The organism is Flavobacterium sp. CG_9.10 (assembly GCF_015752245.1).
GTDB lineage: Bacteria > Bacteroidota > Bacteroidia > Flavobacteriales > Flavobacteriaceae > Flavobacterium.
Map to the genome: position 1 here is coordinate 12,929 of NZ_JADOVD010000005.1, position 18,732 is coordinate 31,660.

12 protein-coding genes are annotated in these 18,732 nt (G+C 34.2%); 5 read left to right on the top strand and 7 right to left on the bottom strand.

The window, feature by feature from the left end:
• Positions 1–247 precede the first annotated feature (247 nt).
• The gene (locus IWX84_RS05395) at positions 248–478 is read left to right on the top strand and encodes a hypothetical protein (RefSeq protein ID WP_196849732.1); all 231 of its coding nucleotides are present in this window, start codon (positions 248–250) and stop codon (positions 476–478) included.
• 542 nt (positions 479–1,020) lie between these two features.
• On the top strand, positions 1,021–2,250 hold the full coding sequence (gene serB / locus IWX84_RS05400) for a phosphoserine phosphatase SerB (RefSeq protein ID WP_196849733.1): 1,230 nt from the start codon (positions 1,021–1,023) through the stop codon (positions 2,248–2,250).
• A 320-nt stretch (positions 2,251–2,570) separates the two neighbouring features.
• On the opposite strand, the gene IWX84_RS05405 is transcribed toward serB, so the two are convergent.
• Positions 2,571–3,095: an ORF6N domain-containing protein gene (locus IWX84_RS05405; protein ID WP_196849734.1), complete on the bottom strand. Its 525-nt coding sequence runs from the start codon at positions 3,093–3,095 to the stop codon at positions 2,571–2,573.
• A gap of 118 nt (positions 3,096–3,213) precedes the next feature.
• Positions 3,214–4,740, bottom strand: coding sequence for a GH3 auxin-responsive promoter family protein (locus IWX84_RS05410; protein ID WP_196849735.1), 1,527 nt, complete (start codon positions 4,738–4,740; stop codon positions 3,214–3,216).
• 256 nt (positions 4,741–4,996) lie between these two features.
• On the opposite strand from IWX84_RS05410, the gene IWX84_RS05415 reads away from it, so the two are divergent.
• A complete protein-coding gene (locus IWX84_RS05415; protein WP_196849902.1) occupies positions 4,997–5,791 on the top strand; it encodes a DUF2797 domain-containing protein in 795 nt (264 codons plus the stop codon).
• A 54-nt stretch (positions 5,792–5,845) separates the two neighbouring features.
• Here IWX84_RS05415 and IWX84_RS05420 read toward each other — a convergent pair whose 3' ends face one another.
• Positions 5,846–8,443 (bottom strand): AsmA-like C-terminal region-containing protein, encoded by a 2,598-nt coding sequence (locus IWX84_RS05420; protein ID WP_196849736.1) that lies wholly within the window; start codon positions 8,441–8,443, stop codon positions 5,846–5,848.
• 176 nt (positions 8,444–8,619) lie between these two features.
• Positions 8,620–10,380, bottom strand: a complete 1,761-nt coding sequence (gene sppA / locus IWX84_RS05425; RefSeq protein WP_196849737.1) for a signal peptide peptidase SppA — start codon at positions 10,378–10,380, stop codon at positions 8,620–8,622.
• Positions 10,381–10,516: 136 nt separating this feature from the next.
• Between sppA and folK the strand changes: the two genes are divergently transcribed.
• Positions 10,517–11,650, top strand: coding sequence for a 2-amino-4-hydroxy-6-hydroxymethyldihydropteridine diphosphokinase (gene folK, locus IWX84_RS05430; RefSeq protein WP_196849738.1), 1,134 nt, complete (start codon positions 10,517–10,519; stop codon positions 11,648–11,650).
• A gap of 16 nt (positions 11,651–11,666) precedes the next feature.
• Here the strand turns inward: folK and IWX84_RS05435 are convergent, their stop codons facing one another.
• The 3 genes from IWX84_RS05435 to IWX84_RS05445 all read right to left on the bottom strand — a co-directional run bounded on the left by IWX84_RS05435 (position 11,667) and on the right by IWX84_RS05445 (position 15,921).
• A complete protein-coding gene (locus IWX84_RS05435; protein ID WP_231385422.1) occupies positions 11,667–14,750 on the bottom strand; it encodes a T9SS type B sorting domain-containing protein in 3,084 nt (1,027 codons plus the stop codon).
• Between the two features lie 102 nt (positions 14,751–14,852).
• On the bottom strand, positions 14,853–15,389 hold the full coding sequence (locus tag IWX84_RS05440) for an RNA methyltransferase (RefSeq protein WP_196849739.1): 537 nt from the start codon (positions 15,387–15,389) through the stop codon (positions 14,853–14,855).
• Positions 15,390–15,462: 73 nt separating this feature from the next.
• Positions 15,463–15,921, bottom strand: a complete 459-nt coding sequence (locus IWX84_RS05445; RefSeq protein WP_196849740.1) for a DUF1573 domain-containing protein — start codon at positions 15,919–15,921, stop codon at positions 15,463–15,465.
• Between the two features lie 161 nt (positions 15,922–16,082).
• Here IWX84_RS05445 and mutS point away from each other — a divergent pair, with 161 nt between their 5' ends.
• A complete protein-coding gene (mutS, locus tag IWX84_RS05450) occupies positions 16,083–18,689 on the top strand; it encodes a DNA mismatch repair protein MutS (protein ID WP_196849741.1) in 2,607 nt (868 codons plus the stop codon).
• Positions 18,690–18,732: the final 43 nt, after the last annotated feature.

The following is an 18,732-nucleotide window of genomic DNA, read 5'->3' on the forward strand; positions in this document are numbered from 1 at the left end:
CGTTTTTGAGCTTTATTTGTTTTAGAAGTGCACTTAATTAGAAGGTTTTATTTTTTGATTTTACTTGTTTTCTTTTTTATTTGAATTGTCTTTTAGTTTTAAAAAATGAGGGCGAAATTTTTTGAGCTGATTTAACTTGTACAATTAATGTGTTGGGAGTCAGTAGTTATTTTTAGATGTGTTAATAAACAATAGGCAGAAGTTAGCGTATTGTAAATTTGCTTAACTTTGTTAAAAATACAACAAAATGAATACTCAAGTCACAAAAATAGAATTGATTGAAATGCTTTTGAAGGAAAATAATCAGTCATCATTACTGGCGATTAAAAAAATATTGCAAAGTAGTTCTGAAAGCGAGACTGATGTGATTGAAATAAAAAAACAATTAGAAAAAAGCGAAAAACAATATCAAAACGGGGAAGGAATCGATTACGAAAGTATTCTAAACGAATCGGAAATGAAGTATTTTTCTAAATAAAAGTAGTTTGGACACCAATTGCTAAAGAATCCTATAATGAAATTGAGGAATATTTAATGGTTCGTTGGAATTTTAAAATAACTCAAGAGTTTATAATTTCGGTGAGGCAAATTATGCTTACGATCAAAAAATATCCGCATTGCTTTCAAAAATGGGAGCATGATAATTCTTATTTAAAAGGAGTTATAAATTCAAAAACAAGTTTCTTTTATACCTTAGAATCAGACGAAATTGTGGTTCATTTATTTTGGAAAAACCTCGAAAATCCTGAAAATTTAGAACAAAAATTAAAGTGATGCTTTTTTTGGTTTCAAAAGAGGGAATTATTTCATTATGGTAATATTAAATTGATTCAAACTACTGGAGATTGCATTCTAACAATTGCATTTTTCTCAAAAACAGAAGCCCGTTCATTCAATTGGACGGGTTTTTTTGTGGGTAACTTGAACTATTTGCTATTGTTTGAAAAAACAAAGGATATTCTTTTCTATAAACAAATAGATTGCCGATTTTTGTTACTGTTAAATCAATATGGAGTTAAAATGACAATGGAACATAAGGAGATTATTTTATTAAAAGTTTCTGGACAAGATAAACCCGGGGTAACTGCTGGTTTAACCTCTGTGTTGGCGACGTACAATGCGATTATTTTAGACATCGGTCAGGCAGATATTCATGAAACATTATCCTTAGGGATTTTGTTCGAAATTGAAGCAGGTTCTAGTTCTGCACCCGTTTTAAAAGACTTGTTGTTTAAAGCATATGAATTGGGGATTAAGGTGAAGTTTGTTCCCATTTCTATTGATGATTACGAAAGTTGGGTACAAACACAATCGAAACAACGGTACATCATTAATATTCTTGGCGAAACATTGGCTGCAAAGCAATTGGCTGCTGTTACCAAAATAATGTCTGACCAAAATTTGAATATTGATTCCATCAAAAGGTTGACGGGTAGAGCGTCTATTGTTATTAAAGAGGAATATCCTAGATCTTGTGTGCAATTATCTGTATCAGGCACAATTGTAGACAAGACTTTAATGACTGCCAATTTTATGGAGATTTCCAGATCTTTAGATGTGGATATTTCTTTTCAAGAAGACAATATGTATAGAAGAAACAGACGATTGGTTTGTTTTGATATGGATTCAACCTTGATTCAAACCGAAGTAATTGATGAACTGGCGGAACTGGCAGGTGTAGGGGAGCAGGTGAGAGCAATTACAGAATCGGCGATGAATGGTGAAATTGATTTTAAAGAAAGTTTTAAACAACGAATGGCATTGCTAGAAGGTTTAAGCGAAGATGTGCTGCAAACTGTTGCCGAAAATCTTCCCATAACCGTAGGAGCGCACCGCTTGATGAGAGCTTTAAAATATTACGGATATAAAACCGCTATTTTATCGGGAGGATTCACCTATTTTGGTCATTATTTGCAAAAAGAATTGGGGATTGATTATGTTCATGCCAATGAATTGGAGATTATAGATGGAAAATTGACGGGTAAATATTTAGGGGAAATTGTAGATGGCGACAAGAAAGCTGAATATTTACAAGCGATTGCCGAAAAAGAAGGGTTACACATCAACCAAACCATAGCTGTTGGCGATGGAGCAAACGATTTGCCCATGTTGAACTTAGCGGGTTTAGGAATTGCTTTTCATGCAAAACCTACGGTAAAGGAAAGAGCAGAAAGTTCTATTTCCAGCCTAGGCCTTGATGGTGTTCTGTATTTATTGGGTTATCACGACAGGCATATTGATATGATGTAGTTAAATGTCAAAATTATAAATCAAAAGCCTATTTCATTGATGATGAAATGGGCTTTTTCTTGATGTTGAATGGATTGTTTCTTATGTTTCTTTTGTATGAAGTATCTCTTTGTTTTCAATCTGTACGCATCTTTTCCCGCCGCGTCCACCACACACTTTTGATGAGGAACATGAAAAGATAAAAAACGTTATAATTACTAAGAAAGTTATTTTTTTCATTTTTAGACTTTTATTTTAACCTGCATATTTTTCAATTGTTCCAAATAATCTCAGCTCCGTAAAGTTTCTAACTTTGAAATAGAGATAATCTTGTAATCCTATCAATCATTTTTATATCCAATTTTTTTTCTAGGTTCAGTATTTTCTTTTTTATCAATCAATTCATCAAGATAATTAAAAACGAGTTCAATATTTTTGCTGTTGTTCGTCAATTTTTTTTTGATTTCTTCAATCTCAAGTTTCATACCCAGAGTATCGGTAAGCATTTCTCTTATTTTGGTAAATACGCGAATGATTTGGATATTGACTTTGATGGATGTTGCACTATTAAGCACGCTCGATAACATCGCTACTCCTTGTTCAGTAAATGCTAAAGGTGTATATCTTGTTCCTCCCCAACTTGAGGTGCCAAATTGGCTCCTCAAGTTTTCAAATTCTTGTTGGTTAAGTTCAAACATAAAATCATCGGGAAATCGTTCTATATTTCTGCGTACTTGTCTTTTGAGTTGTTTAGTTTCTACAGCGTAAAGTTCCGCCAAGTCTTTGTCCAACATTACTTTTTGATTTCTAATCAAATAAATTTTGCTACTGATGATTTCGTCAGGAATAGTAATTTGGTTACTCATATTTCATCGTTTTGTAGTAAAAGTAATCTTATTATTCAAACATTCCTACTCGATAAAGGTTCCAAATTTTATACGATATTATACATTCTGCTAAATAAACAAAGATTAGCTAGTTAATCTAAACAACAATTTTAACCTGCATATTTTTCAATTGTTCCAGATAATCTCTTTGGTTGGATAGTCTCGGGATTTTGTGTTGACCACCCAATTTGTCGTGTTCTTTTAACCAATCATAAAACAAATTTTTGCGCGCTACATTTATCACCAATGGATTCAATGTCATGTTATTGTATCGCTTGGCTTCGTAATCAGAATTTAGAGATTGTATGGCTTCGTCCAGTGCTTTTTGGAAAACGGCAATGTCTTTTGGGTTTTCTTTAAATTCAATCACCCATTCATGTGCTCCTTTTTCTTTATCAATCATAAAAATTGGCGCAACGGTATAGTCGACTACTTGGGTTTGTGTCATTTTACAGGCTTTGGCAATAGCCTGATCGGTATTTTCGACCATCAATTCTTCGCCAAAAACATTGATATGATGTTTGGTTCTGCCCGTAACCCGAATGCGGTAAGGATTTAAAGACGTAAATCGAACCGTATCGCCTATGAGATAACGCCATAAACCGGAATTGGTAGTAATCACCAAAGCATAATTTTTGAAAAGCTGTACATCAGCCAATCGAATTATTTTTTGATTGGCGGTGCCAAAAGTATCCATTGGAATAAATTCATAAAAAATCCCGTAATCCAACATTAGCAATAAATCACTCGAATTATTCAAATCCTGAATAGCGAAAAAACCTTCGGAGGCATTGTATATTTCGTAATATTTGAAATCTTTTTTTGGTAGTATTTTTTGGTATTGTTCGCGATATGGTTCAAAATTTACGCCGCCATGAAAATACACTTCTAAGTTGGGCCAGATTTCAAATAGATTTCCTTTACCGGTATCTTCTAAAACTTTATTCATTAAAACCAGCATCCATGAAGGAACTCCTGCAAAACTCGTTACGTTTTCGTTTTTGGTTTCTTTTATAATGGCGGCTATTTTGGTTTCCCATTCGCTCATTAATGATGTTTTATTACTTGGTGTGCTGCTGAACTCAGCCCAAATAGGCATGTTTTCGATAAGGATGGCAGACAAATCCCCAAAAAAAGTGTCATTGTCTTCATAAATCTGGGAACTTCCGCCTAGGCGAAGACTTTTTCCAACAAATAGTTCGGAGTCTTCGTTGTTATTCAAATACAAACACAACAAATCCTTACTTCCTTTATAATGACAATCTTCCAGCGCTTCATTGCTTACCGGAATAAATTTGCTTTTGGCATTCGTTGTTCCGCTGGATTTAGCAAACCATTTTATAGGCGTTTCCCAAAAAACATTTTGCTCTCCCTTTCTAGTTCTTTCGATCAAGGGCTGCAATTCTTCGTAAGTGGAAATAGGAATTCTTTCTGCAAAAGTAGCATAGGAGTTTATCGAAGAATATTCATATTTTTTACCTAAAACAGTATTTTTAGAGGACTGAATTAAATTCATAAGCAATTCTTCCTGAACCTCATTTGGATATTTCAAGAAAAGTTCGATCTGATGGATTCGTTGTTTTAAAACCCAGGAAGCAAACGAATTGATTATGGTTAAAGCCATATAGATTTCAGATTATTGATTAGCGATTTTAAATTTCAGGTTTTTTCTATTGGGAAAAGGCTGAAATTTAAGATTTGAATATCGATTGACAAATACTAACTTTGTCAAAATATCAAAAATAGTGTTTTTTTGCAAAAAACAATTCTATATCACAGTAAAGATTTGAACTCAGTAAAGGGATTCTACTAATCGGAATTCTACAATGGGATTGCTAAATCTAAAATCAGAAATCGCTAATCAACAATCAAAAATCACAATGACTTACGAAGGTGTACTTACCAAAATGCAAACGGAATTTGGAAATCCAATTCAATATTATCTGGTTTTTGAAAATAGTTTCTTGAATGTAAATCAATTATTGGACAAAAAAATAGAAATTAATTTTGTTGGTTACCATTGTTTGAATTGTGGAAAAAAGAAAAAAATATTCCGTCAGGGGTTTTGTTACGATTGTTTTTATTCCAGTGCAGCCGTTGGGGATTGGATTATGAAACCTGAATTAAGTACTGCTCATCTTGGGATTGCCGACAGAGATTTGGTTTATGAAGAAAAAGTACAGTTGCAACCTCATATCGTGTATTTGGCTTTGTCAAGCGAAGTAAAAGTAGGCGTGACCCGGAAAACACAAATGCCTACGCGATGGATTGATCAGGGCGCAAATGAAGCCATTTCGATTGTGGAAGTTCCAAACAGATATTTGGCCGGAATTACTGAAGTTGCCTTGAAAAATCATTATGCCGATAAAACGAATTGGAGAAAAATGTTAACCAATACGATTGAACATGTCGATTTGATTGCCGAAAGATTGAAAGTGGAGCATTTAATTCCAAAAGAAGTGCAGGAATATTTTTATTCGCAAAAGAATGATTTGTACGAAATGCATTATCCCGTTTTACAATATCCGAAGAAAGTAAACAGCTTAAGTTTAGACAAAACACCGCAATTTCAAGGAAAACTCACAGGAATAAAAGGTCAATATCTCATTTTTGAAGACGGAACGGTCTTTAATGTCCGTAGTTCCGAAGGATATGTAGTAACGATTAATGTATAAAAAAAAGCCTAAAAGTTAAATTACTTATAGGCTTTGTTACTGGAATAAATAAAGTTAATTAGTTTTAGTAGGCTCCTCGACTTTTTTCTTTTTATTAAATAAGCCATTGAGTAAATCGGTGGCTTTTGTTTTTACGTCTTCTTTTGTTGTTGAAGTTTTTGTCGTATCGCTTGGTTTCTTGTTTTTATTTATATAATCCGTTAATGCAGACGTTCCTTGTTTTACCAGTCTTTCTTTTTGTTGGTTAACAAGTTGAGTCGTTAGTTTGGTCACAGCAGTGTTAATATCAGTTGTGATTTTTGGATTTGTAAAATTACCTGATAATACAGCATTTATGGGAAAGCTTTGTAATTTTGCGGCATCGGCAGCGGATAGTTTTGCTATCAGTGCATTGGCTTCTGAGCCCAAATATTTAGCGGGAACATCAAATTTCAGGTTGTAATTCATGCTTTGGTCAAAACCGTGCGTTCCTCCGATAGTTGCTTTGATATCTTTGTAATTAATATTAAATGGCTTTACATTTACTTTTCCGTCCTTGAAAGTAACGGCTGCTTTCAAATCATTCAAATTGATTTTACTGACATCAATAAATTTCAAATTTGAACCTAACGCTGTCAACAAAGTGGAATTTGTGGAATTTACAGTAGTAGAAAGCAATTGTCCTAATAAATCTCCAGTAAGCGTTTTTAAGTCCGGAGTAAGAGCAATAGCGTCAAGAAATCCGTTGAGTTTGATGGTTGAATTTAGCTTTCCATTGATGATTCCGGCAATTGGTGCTATTTTTTTCAACATGTTCAGTTGCGTGAATGATTGCGCAATATCGACTTGATTTAAATTCAAACTCATGTCGAAAACAGGTGTTTTTCCTTTTGTGGAAACGGCTCCGTTCACCCCAATCGTTCCACCAAAAACAGAGGTTTTTACATTTTGTAAAGTGACTTTTTCGTCCTTTACAATCAATTTCCCAGAAACATCTTTCAATGTTAAATTGTCATATAAAACCGTATTCGCTTTTGCGGTAAGGGTGCAGTTCAAGAAAGCAGGAATCTTCATTGCTTCTGCTTTTTTGGTTTGAGTTTTAGTAGTTTCACCCGCAGTCATAAAATCACTAACCGCCAATTGCTTGGAATTCATATAGAAGTTTCCTTTTAATTCTTGGTTTCTAAATATAAAACCATAAAAGTTCTCCAAAACCCCAGTTACGCTAATGTCACTTTTTCCAGTGGTTGCATCAAATTGCTTTAAATCGACCTGACTTGGATTAAACTGAACCATTGCATTACTAATATTCATGGTTTTCCCGTTTTCATCGGCATAATTAAAACCGGACAAACTCATGGTCCCAGCATTGTTAATATTTTGATATTGATTTTTCTCCACTGATTCCATATCAAATTTAGTGGTTACATCAGCATTTAAAATACCGGATAATGGTTTTTTTAGTTTTATTGGATATGCTTTGGTCAGGTTGGCCAAATTGATGGTGCCTTTTAATGCCGCATCGATTATAGGGTTTTTAGTGATGTTTCTAATATTTGCTTTGGCATTGAAAATATCCTGGTCTATTTTGAACGAAAGTTTGTCAAGATTGACATAGGTGTCATTTAGAATTCCTGTTTCGTTTATAATTTTAGTGTCAATTACAATATTCTGAACTGATTTTGGTAAATTAGGATATTGAAAGGAAGCATTATTTGAGGCAATCGCTATATTGAATTTAGGAACTGTTGTGTCAGTATACAAGCCTTTGGCAAAACCAACAACAGTAAAATCGCCCGTTGTTTTCACCTTGTCTAGACTCGAAGCATAAGCAGCGGGAATAATCCCGAGGAAATTTTTAAAGGACGATGTAGGAGTTTTGAATTTTAAATCATATTGCTGACCTGCATCAACGAGTTGAATGAATCCATCAAATTCTAAAGGCAATTGATTGATTAATGCTTTGTTTTCTTTAAAAGTATATTTGCTGTTTTCTAAATCAATCCCCAAAACGGCATCCAATGTCAAGGGTACATTTTTCATGTAATTGACTTTGTCCATGTCCAACGAGATTTTGGCTGTCGATTTAGTCACCAAATCTAATTTTGAAACCGCAAAATTTCCAGTTCCTTCATGATTTAAACTATCGATTGCCATTTTTATTTTTGAACTTTCGTCAAAATACTTGAACTTGAAATTTTCAATTTTATAATTTTGAATGTTTAATTTAAGTGGATTGCTTTTACCGCCGTCTTTATTTGTTTTGTCTTTTAAGGCGATATCATAATTTCCAATGCCATCTTTATTGAATATAATGTTGATTAAACCATTTTTAGAAGTTACTCCTTCAATGTTCATTGCTTCTTCTTTGCTTTTAAAAAGTTCCTTGATAGACATTTTTAAATTTAATTCGCCCAAAGAAACTAAAGTATCGCCAAGGAAAGGGGCTTTATTGATGATAACCAATTTATCAACAGTCACATTAGCATTTGGAAAATTTTTGAATAAACTCAAATTTGCATCTTCGAAGGAAACTTTGGCGTCAACTTTCTCATTGATAGCTTGCGTAATTTTGGCTTTTATCTGGTCTTTAAAAAAATAGGGAACCGCAAATAGAGCTACCGCGAACAGGAGAACTATAATTAAAATGATTTTTAAAATTGTTTTTAACATGCTTTTCTTTCTTTTAAATTAAATAAGTTTAGTAAAAATCCTACCTTACTACTTGCAAAAATAACCTTTAAAGATTTAGTAGTTTCTAATATTATGCTAAATAATAGTTTGTTGCAAAAAAAATCCGTTTGAGTAGGTACTCAAACGGATTCGTTTTTAGAATTTCGGTGAAATAATTATTGGATGTTAATTTCAAAAGGCATCATGGCTTGAACTCCTTTTTGCGCTTGCAATCTTTTTATTTGTTGCATGATTTTATAGTTTTCTTCTCCGATTTCTTCTTTGATAAAAGACGCTTTAGATTTTGCAAAAGGCAAATTTTCTAAAAGATCATTTAGGTTTTTTTCATATTCCGGATAGTTTTGTGTGCTGTAGTCTTTTATTTTTGATAATCTGGCCGCTTCACGAATGGCGTCATCCAACCCTCCAATTTTATCTACAAGACCTTCTTTCAATGCTTCAGAACCAGACCAAACTCTTCCTTGTGCTATGGCATCAACTTGCGCAAATGTCATTTTTCGTCCTTGAGCAACATGAGTTACAAAAGTTCGGTAAATATGTTCAATCTCTTCAAGAGTGACTGCTTTAAATTTCTCGTCTAATGGGACGAAAGGGCTGTAATTTGCAGCATTTTCATGAGTTTTTACCTGTTCAGTATGGACACCGATTTTTGTCGCCAAAGTCGTAAAATTAGGTAATATTCCAAATACTCCAATTGAACCGGTTATTGTATTTTTTTCCGCAAAAATAGTGTTGGCATTACAAGCGATATAATATCCTCCTGAAGCTGCGTAATTCCCCATAGAAACAACTACAGGTTTTACTTTTTTCGTCAGTTCAATTTCTCTCCAAATCAAATCAGAAGTTAAAGCACTTCCTCCTGGGCTATCAATGCGTAGTACAATCGCTTTTACATCTTTGTTTTTTCTTGCTTCTTGCAAAGAGCGACGCATGGATCCTTCTCCGATGGTATTTACATCACCTTCTCCGCTCCCAATTTCTCCTTGTGCATAAATGATTGCGATTTCGTTATTGCTTTCACTCATTTTTGAAGTAGTAGCTACTTTTTTCGCATAATCCAGAATGGCAACTTTATTGTAATCTTTGTCTTTATCTACTTTCAAAATGTTTTTAATGGCGTTGTGATAAACATCTTCGTAAGCAATAATGTCCACTAATTTCGCAGCTTTTGCCATTTCAGGAGTTCTGGCAAGAAGTCCATTTGCAATTTCATTTAATTTAGCCACCGATACATTTCTGCTTTTGGAAATATCAGCAGTTATAGAATTCCAAACTGAATTTAATAAAGCGGTAGTTTGTTCTCTATTGGCATCACTCATCTTATTTTCAAGAAAAGGTTCTACGGCACTTTTGTATTTTCCGTGGCGTATCACTTCCATTTTTACACCTGATTTTTCTTGGAAATCCTTAAAAAACATGATTTCAGCCGAAAGCCCTTTGAAATCCATGTCCCCAACAGGGTTCAAATATATAGTGTTGGCAACTGAATTTAAATAATATTCTTTTTGAGAATAAGAATTGGCATAAGCCATTACAAACTTCCCAGATTTTTTAAAATCTTCCAATGCGTCTCTCAATGCTTTGCTTTGCGCCATTCCTAAAGAAGAATTGTCATTCAAAATAGATATCCCTTTGATGTCATCATCAGTTTTTGCTTCGGCAACAGCATTAATGATATCAGATACTCCTATTTTTTTACCATCTGAAAAAATAGTTACCCAGGGATCTTTGTATTTCCCGGCATAGTCATTTTTTATATTTTCTAAATTTAATTCAATTACCGAGTTGCTTTTTACGGTTACTCCCTCAGATTCGCCACCAAAAATGGCTCCAATGATTAGTATCCCAAAAAAGAACAACATAAAAAAAACGAAGATACCGATGATGGTAGCCAATACATTTCCTAAAAATTTCATAGTTATATTTTTTTAATAAGTCTCAAATGAGGTTAATTTGTTACAGATTTAAGGTTTTAAATTCTAAAATTAGTTATCAACACTCTTTGCAAAGATACTTCTATTCTAAAATTCTTTTAGTTAATTTGCGGGTAATATGAAATCACAACATCAGGTCATTTTATCGCTAGGAAGTAATCAAGGCAATCGATTGGAAAACATCGAAAATTGCCTAGAATTAATACATCGGGAAATAGGAACGGTAATTAAAGTTTCCAGGTTGTATGAGACTCCTTCTTGGGGTTTTGATAGTGATGCTTTTTATAATTGCGTTTTAGTTATTCATACCACGAGCTCCGCCCAGAAAATTTTGACTCAGGTTTTAAAAGTGGAAAAGAAATTGGGACGGGTTCGCACTTCTGATTTAGGTTATCAATCGCGAATCATTGATATAGATTTAATTGCTTTTGATGAAGAAATTATTGAGTCAGAAAAACTTCAGATTCCGCATCCGTTAATGCAAAACAGGAAATTTGTTTTGTTGCCTATTCAGGATTTAAATTTGGATTGGAAACATCCTGTTCTCAAAAAGACAATTTCGGAGCTATTAGAATTCTGTCCAGATCCAAGTGTTTGTAAAGTGATTCAAAAGTTAAAAAATCCTTTGCAAAGTATTGCTTTGGAACAATTTAATTATGTTGCCTTTGAAGGAAATATTGGAGCAGGAAAAACGACATTGGCGACTAAAATTTCCGAAGATTTTAATGCAAAAACAGTTTTGGAGCGTTTTGCTGACAATCCTTTTTTACCTAAATTTTATAAAGACCAAAATCGATATGCGTTTCCGTTGGAAATGTCATTCCTCGCCGACAGATACCAGCAATTATCAGATGATTTAGCGCAATTTGATTTGTTTAAAGATTTTATTGTGGCCGATTATCATATTTTTAAGTCTTTGATTTTTGCCAAAATCACACTTGCTGATGATGAATATCGTTTATACCGAAATTTATTCGATATCATTTACAGAGAAATGCCTAAACCGGATTTATATGTTTATTTGTACCAAAATTCAGAACGATTGTTGCAAAATATTAAGAAAAGAGGCAGAAGCTACGAGCAAAAAATCCCGGCAGATTATTTAGATAAAATCAATAATGGCTATTTAGATTACATCAAATCGCAAACCGATTTAAATGTGTTAATTATTGATGTTTCGGATAGGGATTTTGTAAAAAACCAAGAAGATTATCTTTTTATTTTAGATGAAATCCAAAAGAAAATCAGCTGATAAGCATTTTTTATAATTATCGTTTTAGCGAAAAATGCCCTGTTTTTTCAAGACTTGAAGGATCAATTTTCAATATGTACCAATAATCAGTTGCCGGTAGTGGACTACCATTATATGTTCCGTCCCAAGTCAGTTTGGAAGCATTCAGTTTTGTAATTAAATTTCCATATCGATCAAAAATAGATACGTCGGCTTTGGGGTAATTAATTAACCCTTTTACTTCCCATACATCATTATATGTGTCATTATTCGGGGTGAAAAACTTTGGCGTTATTAGAATAATAAAATTCTGGGTGTCATAACTACAGAAACTCGTTTCTCTCACATAAGCGGTTTGTAGACCACTTGGCACATTAAAAAATACATTTGAACTTTGGTAATCAATTCCATCGACTGAGTATTCAAAATAATTCTGTGGATTCTTCAAATAAATCGCCACTGTCGTTTCATTTACGTTCACATAATTTATCTCTGGAATGTCGTGTTCTATCACGGTGATTTTTTTTCGGCTTGTGCATTTTTCAGGAAATGGACTTATTATGTCTACAGTATAAGTTCCCAGAGTCTTAACAACAATTTGTTTAGTTGTTTCTCCAGTCGACCATAAATAGGACATATTTGGAAGTAAAGCGTCTAATGTTAAATCGCTTGATTTACATTTTGTCACTTCTTCATCCTTGACAATAGGAGAGGTATAAACTTTTATCTCTATAGGTTTTCGATTCGGCGAAATGCAGCCATTATTGTTGGCTTCCGCATAATAAGTGGTGCCCGTTGAGATATTTGGAATTGTAAAACTTGACCCAGTTCCTTCAATGGTACCGCCTGTTGGTGTCAAATACCAATTGATGATTCCTGCATCAGCAGTTGCTTGGAGGGTTACCGGTCCTGAACCGCATCTTGATACGGGTGTATTGGTTGAAGTTATTGCAGGAGGAGCGTTAATTGTTGCCGTGACTGGTGTCCGACTGGAGCATCCCGCATCAACATAATAGGTTGTGGTTGTAGTTAAAACTGGCGTTGTGTACGTGTTTCCTGTAGCTATAGAGTTTCCTCCACTTGCATTTGCATACCAGTTAACACTCCCATCGGAAGCTGTGGCTGTAAGCGTCACGCTTCCTGAACCGCACCTTTGTGCGGGAGTTGTACTCGTTATTTTAGGTATGGTGATGGTGGTACTTGCTGAAATATTAAGAATAGGATCTCCGGGCATCCCACCATACTCCACGATATAACCTTTAGATTGGTAATTTCCTGTTGCATCTCCATTTAATTGAAGATCATTCCACGAACCGGGTTTTCCAGGAACTCCTGAAGCCTTAACATGAGCATAATGTTCAATGTTATTACTATTATTAGGTTCGCCGGTATTCCAATTTGCATATGTTGGTGACGAACCATTTACTCCTCCATTCCAGAAAACAGTCCCGATTTCCGGACCAGTCATCCATTTCCATACTCCTTGAGTTTGTATATCGCTTCCTCCAATCCAACCATTTCCGGACGCTTGTGCTCCGCAAAGTTGCGCTTCATCGGCAGCGGTAATTGTGGCTAAATAACCTTGGAAACCATAATAATTTTTTAGAGCGGCAGCGTTTTTTGCATTTGTCCAAGATATCCCCGGACTGGAAACATATTCGTAGTAATGTCCATTTGATGGTAAATAATTAGCCTGGTCAATGCTAATCGAAAAATTTCGTGTTCCAGATGGAGTGGCAGAAGAATTTTTAAATTCAACATCTTTTATGGCAGCGACAAAGTCCGCATAGGATACTTGAATATTAATTGGGCTGTATAATTTTAGCTTTGCTGTTGTAGGATCCCAACTCGAAGTAATGGTAGGGTGCAATCCTGTAAGTGATAAAATATCTTGCCCGTTTACATAACCCGAAGAGATTTGAATGTAAATGGCATCAGTACTAGTGTCATCAGAATCAGTTATCGTTACGTCCGTCACGATTTTTAATGAGGTTCCAGAGCAATAAATTTGATTACCGCTAGCTGTAATTTTTGGGGCGGAATTACTGGTTGGAATTGTTATAGCGCTACAGGAATCAGAATAACTAGCTGTGGCATCTTTGTATGATAACCAGTTCGTGTTGGAATAAGGCGTACTATCTACTAATATGCAGGTTAGGTTGGGGTTAGAGATTAAGTTAAAAGAGAGAGTATTAATATTTGTATTGTTTCCGTTTTTTAAATTAAGGCTGGTTAATTGATTATTAGTACAAGCAAAATTAGTCAACGAAGTGTTTTTTGAGACATCTAAACTAGTTATCTGATTATTATCACAATACAAAAGAATTAAAGAAATGTTTTTAGAAACATCTAAACTATTTAATTGATTGTTCCAACAAGTTAAAGCTGTTAAAGAAGTATTCTTTGTAATATCCAAAGCAGTTAATTGGTTTTTAGTACAATATAATTCCTTTAAATACGTATTTTTAGTAACATCTAAACTAGTTAGTTCATTAAAAGAACAAGCTAAATAAGTCAAAGACGTATTTTTAATAACATTCAAACTAGTTAATTGATTATTAGTACAAACTAAAGAAGTTAAAGAAATATTTTTAGTAACATCTAAACTGGTTAATTGATTTGAATTACAACCTAAATTAGTTAAAGCAGTATTTAGCGTAACATTAAAACTGGTTAATTTATTATCATTACAATATAGAGTTGTCAAACCAGTATTTAGCGTAACATTAATGCTTGTAAATTTATTATTATTACAATCTAGATAAGTCAAAAAAGTATTTTTAGTGACGTCTAAACTGGTTAATTGATTATTCCAACAAGATAAATAGGTCAAAGAAGTGTTGTTCGTAATATCCAAACTAGTTAGCTGATTATTAAAACAATTCAATTTACTTAATGCCAAAAAATCCTGAATTCCAGTTAAATTAGAAATATTTTTATTAGAAACATCTAAACTAGTAAGGATGCTAATAGTAGCTGTAGTCACCTTTCCGTCAGGCGTGCCACTGTCAATTCCCATATCGATAAGTGCTTTTTCGAAATTCACATCTGGAATTACAGTATATTGAGCAAACCCGCAAAAACTAAAAAATAATAAAAGAATAAAATATATTTTTTTCATACAAAATCGATTTCTCAAAACGATTTTGTAAAAATAGTTAAGAAATATGCGAAATAAATGACGATGGTTAATTCTTTTTTGTAAAAAACTAAATGGTCAAGTTTATCGATTCCAATTTATTTTAGAAAATAAATCCCAAACGACAATGCCTGCGCTTACTGAAATGTTCAAAGAATGTTTGGTTCCTAATTGTGGAATTTCAATTGAACCATCACAAACAGCAACTGCTTCTTGAGATACTCCATACACTTCGTTTCCAAAAACTAAGGCGTATTTTTTGTCTTTTTCGACTTTAAAATCTTGGAGAAAAACGGCACTTTCCACTTGTTCTATAGCAAGTGTCGTTACATTTTCTTTTTTTAATTTTTCAATGACTTCAATTACATTGTCATTATGTTCCCATGAAACAGTTTCAGTGGCTCCAAGTGCTGTTTTATGGATTTCTTTGTTTGGTGGAGTAGCAGTAATACCACAGAGATATATTTTTTCTATCAAAAAGGCATCGGCTGTTCTAAAAACCGAGCCAATATTATGTAGACTTCTAATGTCATCCAGCACTAAGATAATAGGTGTCTTTTTAGATTCTTTAAACGCCTCAATTGATTTTCTTTCCAATTCGCTGTTTTCAAGCTTTCTCATATTTTTTTTGGGATTTGTGTCCAAAAAAAAGCTCCCGTCTTGGCGGGAGCTTTTTTTTTATTGTTTTTAAAAATTAGCTTTTCGGTGCATCATCTCCTAAAACGGTCCCTTTAATGGTAAGTGTTTTATTTGCTTGCCCAGTCGCATTTGAGGTTACTGTCACTGTTTTAGTGAATGGCCCTACTCTGTCAGTTGCATATTTCACACCAATAACACCTTTTGCGCCAGGAGCAATCGGTTCTTTTGGCGTTGTCGGAACTGTACATCCACATGAACCTTGAGTATTAGTGATGATTAATGGTTTGTTTCCGTTATTAGTAAAAACAAATTCACGTTTCCCGTCAGCATTATGTGCTACTGTACCATAATCGATAGTTTCAGTTACAAAAACCATTCCTGCTCCGTCAACTTTTGGAGTGGAAACCTTAGTTGTTTTAACTTTCATCTTCTTAGAAACTTTTGATGTCTCTTGCGCGTTAGAAGCTGTAACTCCTAATACTAGTAATAATGCTAGTGTAACTATTTTTTTCATTTTCTTTATTTTTTAATTAGTTAAACAAATTTAAAGAAAAAATCATGCCAATGACTTAATTTTTGCTTAAAAATATTTAATTTTTTTGGAGTCTTAATAATTGGCTTTAAATATATAAATTCGCTGATAGATTTTTTTTCATTTTTTAAATATAAAATAAGTTGGCATCTAAAGATAAACCGGTTAAAGAAACGCCATTAATGAAGCAATACAACGAGATCAAAAGGAAATATCCTGATGCGTGTTTGTTGTTTCGAGTAGGAGATTTTTATGAGACTTTTGGGGAAGATGCGGTACGCGCGTCTAAGATTCTTGGTATAACCTTAACAAAGCGCGGCGCAGGTTCTGAAACGGAAACAGCTTTGGCAGGATTTCCGCATCATTCTATAAATACATATTTGCCAAAATTAGTCAAAGCAGGACTCCGTGTAGCAATTTGTGATCAGCTCGAAGATCCAAAAATGACTAAAACCATTGTGAAACGTGGCGTGACCGAACTGGTAACTCCAGGAGTTTCCATGAATGATGAGGTTTTGCAGTCAAAAACAAATAATTTTTTGGCATCCATTTTTTTTGCCAATAAATCTATTGGAATTTCCTTTTTGGATGTGTCCACGGGTGAATTTCTTACTGCCCAAGGAAATGCAGAATATATCGATAAACTCTTGCAGAATTTTAATCCAAGTGAGGTTCTGATTCCAAAAAACAACAAAAATGATTTCCGCGAAATTTTTGGGGAGGATTATCATAGTTTTTATCTGGAAGATTGGATTTATAAGGAAGATTATGCTTTTGAAATCTTAACTAAACATTTTCAAACGGTTTCTCTGAAAGGTTTTGGAATCGAAGAATTGAAAGAAGGAATTATTGCTTCCGGAGCTATTTTGTATTATTTGTCCGAAACACAACACAATAGAGTACAACATATCACTGCCATTCAACGTATTGCTGAAGATGCTTACGTCTGGATGGACCGATTTACCATTCGCAATCTTGAATTGTATCATAGTTATAATCCAAATGCGGTTACCTTGCTCGATGTTATTGATAAAACGCTTTCACCAATGGGCGGTCGTCTGCTGAAACGATGGTTGGCTTTGCCTTTGAAAGACAGTCATAAAATACGAAGTCGTCATCAGGTGGTTTCTTATTTAAAAGAAAATCAGGACGTATTAAAAAATATTCAGCAGCAAATCAAGCAAATTTCAGATTTGGAGCGTTTGATTTCCAAAATTGCTGCGGGGAAAGTGTCACCTCGCGAGGTAGTGTATTTAAAAGAATCATTGGACGCCATTATTCCAATAAAGACTTTGGCGTTGCAAAGTCCTCAGGAAGCCGTAAAAGTAATTGGCGACAGTTTTCACAGTTGTGATTTACTGCGCGAAAAAATAAAGACGACTCTAAATCAAGATGCTCCGGTGGCTGTCGCCAAAGGAAATGCAATTGCGAAAGGAATTAGTGCCGAATTGGATGATTTACGAGCGATATCAACTTCCGGAAAAGAATTCTTGGAAGGAATTGAAAAACGAGAATCACAATTAACGGGAATTTCTTCTTTGAAGATTTCCTTTAATAATGTTTTTGGATATTATATCGAAGTCAGGAATTTACACAAAGATAAAGTTCCCGCGGAATGGATTCGTAAGCAAACTTTAGTGAATGCAGAGCGTTACATTACCGAAGAATTAAAAGAATACGAAACAAAAATCCTGGGAGCCGAGGAAAAAATCCATAAAATTGAAGTAGAGTTATTCGAACAATTAGTCGCTTGGATCGCTACATACATAAAACCGGTGCAAATGAATGCCAATTTAGTTGCACAGCTGGATTGTTTGTGTTCTTTCACCCAATTGGCAATCGAAAATAAATATGTTTGTCCGGAATTAGACGAAACATTTGAATTAGAAATCAAAAATGGAAGACATCCCGTTATCGAAAAACAATTACCTGTTGGAATGCCATATATCGCCAATGATGTTTTCTTAGATAGAGAGACGCAGCAATTGATAATGATTACGGGTCCCAATATGTCTGGTAAGTCGGCTATTTTGCGCCAAACCGCTTTGATTGTACTATTGGCTCAGATGGGAAGCTTTGTTCCTGCGGATAGCTTGAGAATGGGAATTATCGATAAAATATTCACCAGAGTAGGAGCCAGCGATAATATTTCGATGGGCGAATCCACTTTTATGGTCGAAATGAACGAAACAGCTTCCATCTTGAATAATATTTCAGACAGAAGTTTGGTGCTATTAGATGAAATAGGCAGGGGAACCAGTACTTATGATGGGATTTCCATTGCGTGGGCGATTGCGGAATTCTTGCATGAGCATCCTTCAAAGCCAAAAACCTTATTCGCGACCCATTACCATGAGCTGAATGAAATGAGTGAGTCGTTGCCGAGAATACAAAATTATAATGTTTCTGTGAAAGAATTGAAAGATACGGTACTTTTTATTCGAAAATTAGTAAAAGGAGGCAGTGCGCATAGTTTTGGAATACATGTGGCGAAAATGGCTGGAATGCCGCAGATAGTGATTTTGAAGGCTCAAAAACTATTAAAAAAGCTCGAGAAGAACCATTCAAGCGATGCACTAAACGGAATTAAATCTGCGAAGGATGAGATGCAAATGAGTTTCTTTAATCTGGATGATCCTTTATTGGAAGAAATCAAAGAAGAGATTTTAAATTTGGATATAAATACCATAACTCCCATGGAAGCATTGATGAAACTCAATGAAATTAAAAGAATGTTGACCAGAAAATAATTTCTTTCGTTTTAAAGTTTACGTTATCAGAATGTTACCTTTA

Excerpts from the sequence above, each read along its gene's own strand:
- IWX84_RS05395 (WP_196849732.1), top strand. The coding sequence starts at position 248 with ATGAATACTCAAGTCACAAAAATAGAATTGATTGAAATGCTTTTGAAG.
- serB (WP_196849733.1), top strand. The coding sequence starts at position 1,021 with ATGACAATGGAACATAAGGAGATTATTTTATTAAAAGTTTCTGGACAA.
- IWX84_RS05405 (WP_196849734.1), bottom strand. The coding sequence starts at position 3,095 with ATGAGTAACCAAATTACTATTCCTGACGAAATCATCAGTAGCAAAATT.
- IWX84_RS05410 (WP_196849735.1), bottom strand. The coding sequence starts at position 4,740 with ATGGCTTTAACCATAATCAATTCGTTTGCTTCCTGGGTTTTAAAACAA.
- IWX84_RS05415 (WP_196849902.1), top strand. The coding sequence starts at position 4,997 with ATGACTTACGAAGGTGTACTTACCAAAATGCAAACGGAATTTGGAAAT.
- IWX84_RS05420 (WP_196849736.1), bottom strand. The coding sequence starts at position 8,443 with ATGTTAAAAACAATTTTAAAAATCATTTTAATTATAGTTCTCCTGTTC.
- sppA (WP_196849737.1), bottom strand. The coding sequence starts at position 10,380 with ATGAAATTTTTAGGAAATGTATTGGCTACCATCATCGGTATCTTCGTT.
- folK (WP_196849738.1), top strand. The coding sequence starts at position 10,517 with ATGAAATCACAACATCAGGTCATTTTATCGCTAGGAAGTAATCAAGGC.
- IWX84_RS05435 (WP_231385422.1), bottom strand. The coding sequence starts at position 14,750 with ATGAAAAAAATATATTTTATTCTTTTATTATTTTTTAGTTTTTGCGGG.
- IWX84_RS05440 (WP_196849739.1), bottom strand. The coding sequence starts at position 15,389 with ATGAGAAAGCTTGAAAACAGCGAATTGGAAAGAAAATCAATTGAGGCG.
- IWX84_RS05445 (WP_196849740.1), bottom strand. The coding sequence starts at position 15,921 with ATGAAAAAAATAGTTACACTAGCATTATTACTAGTATTAGGAGTTACA.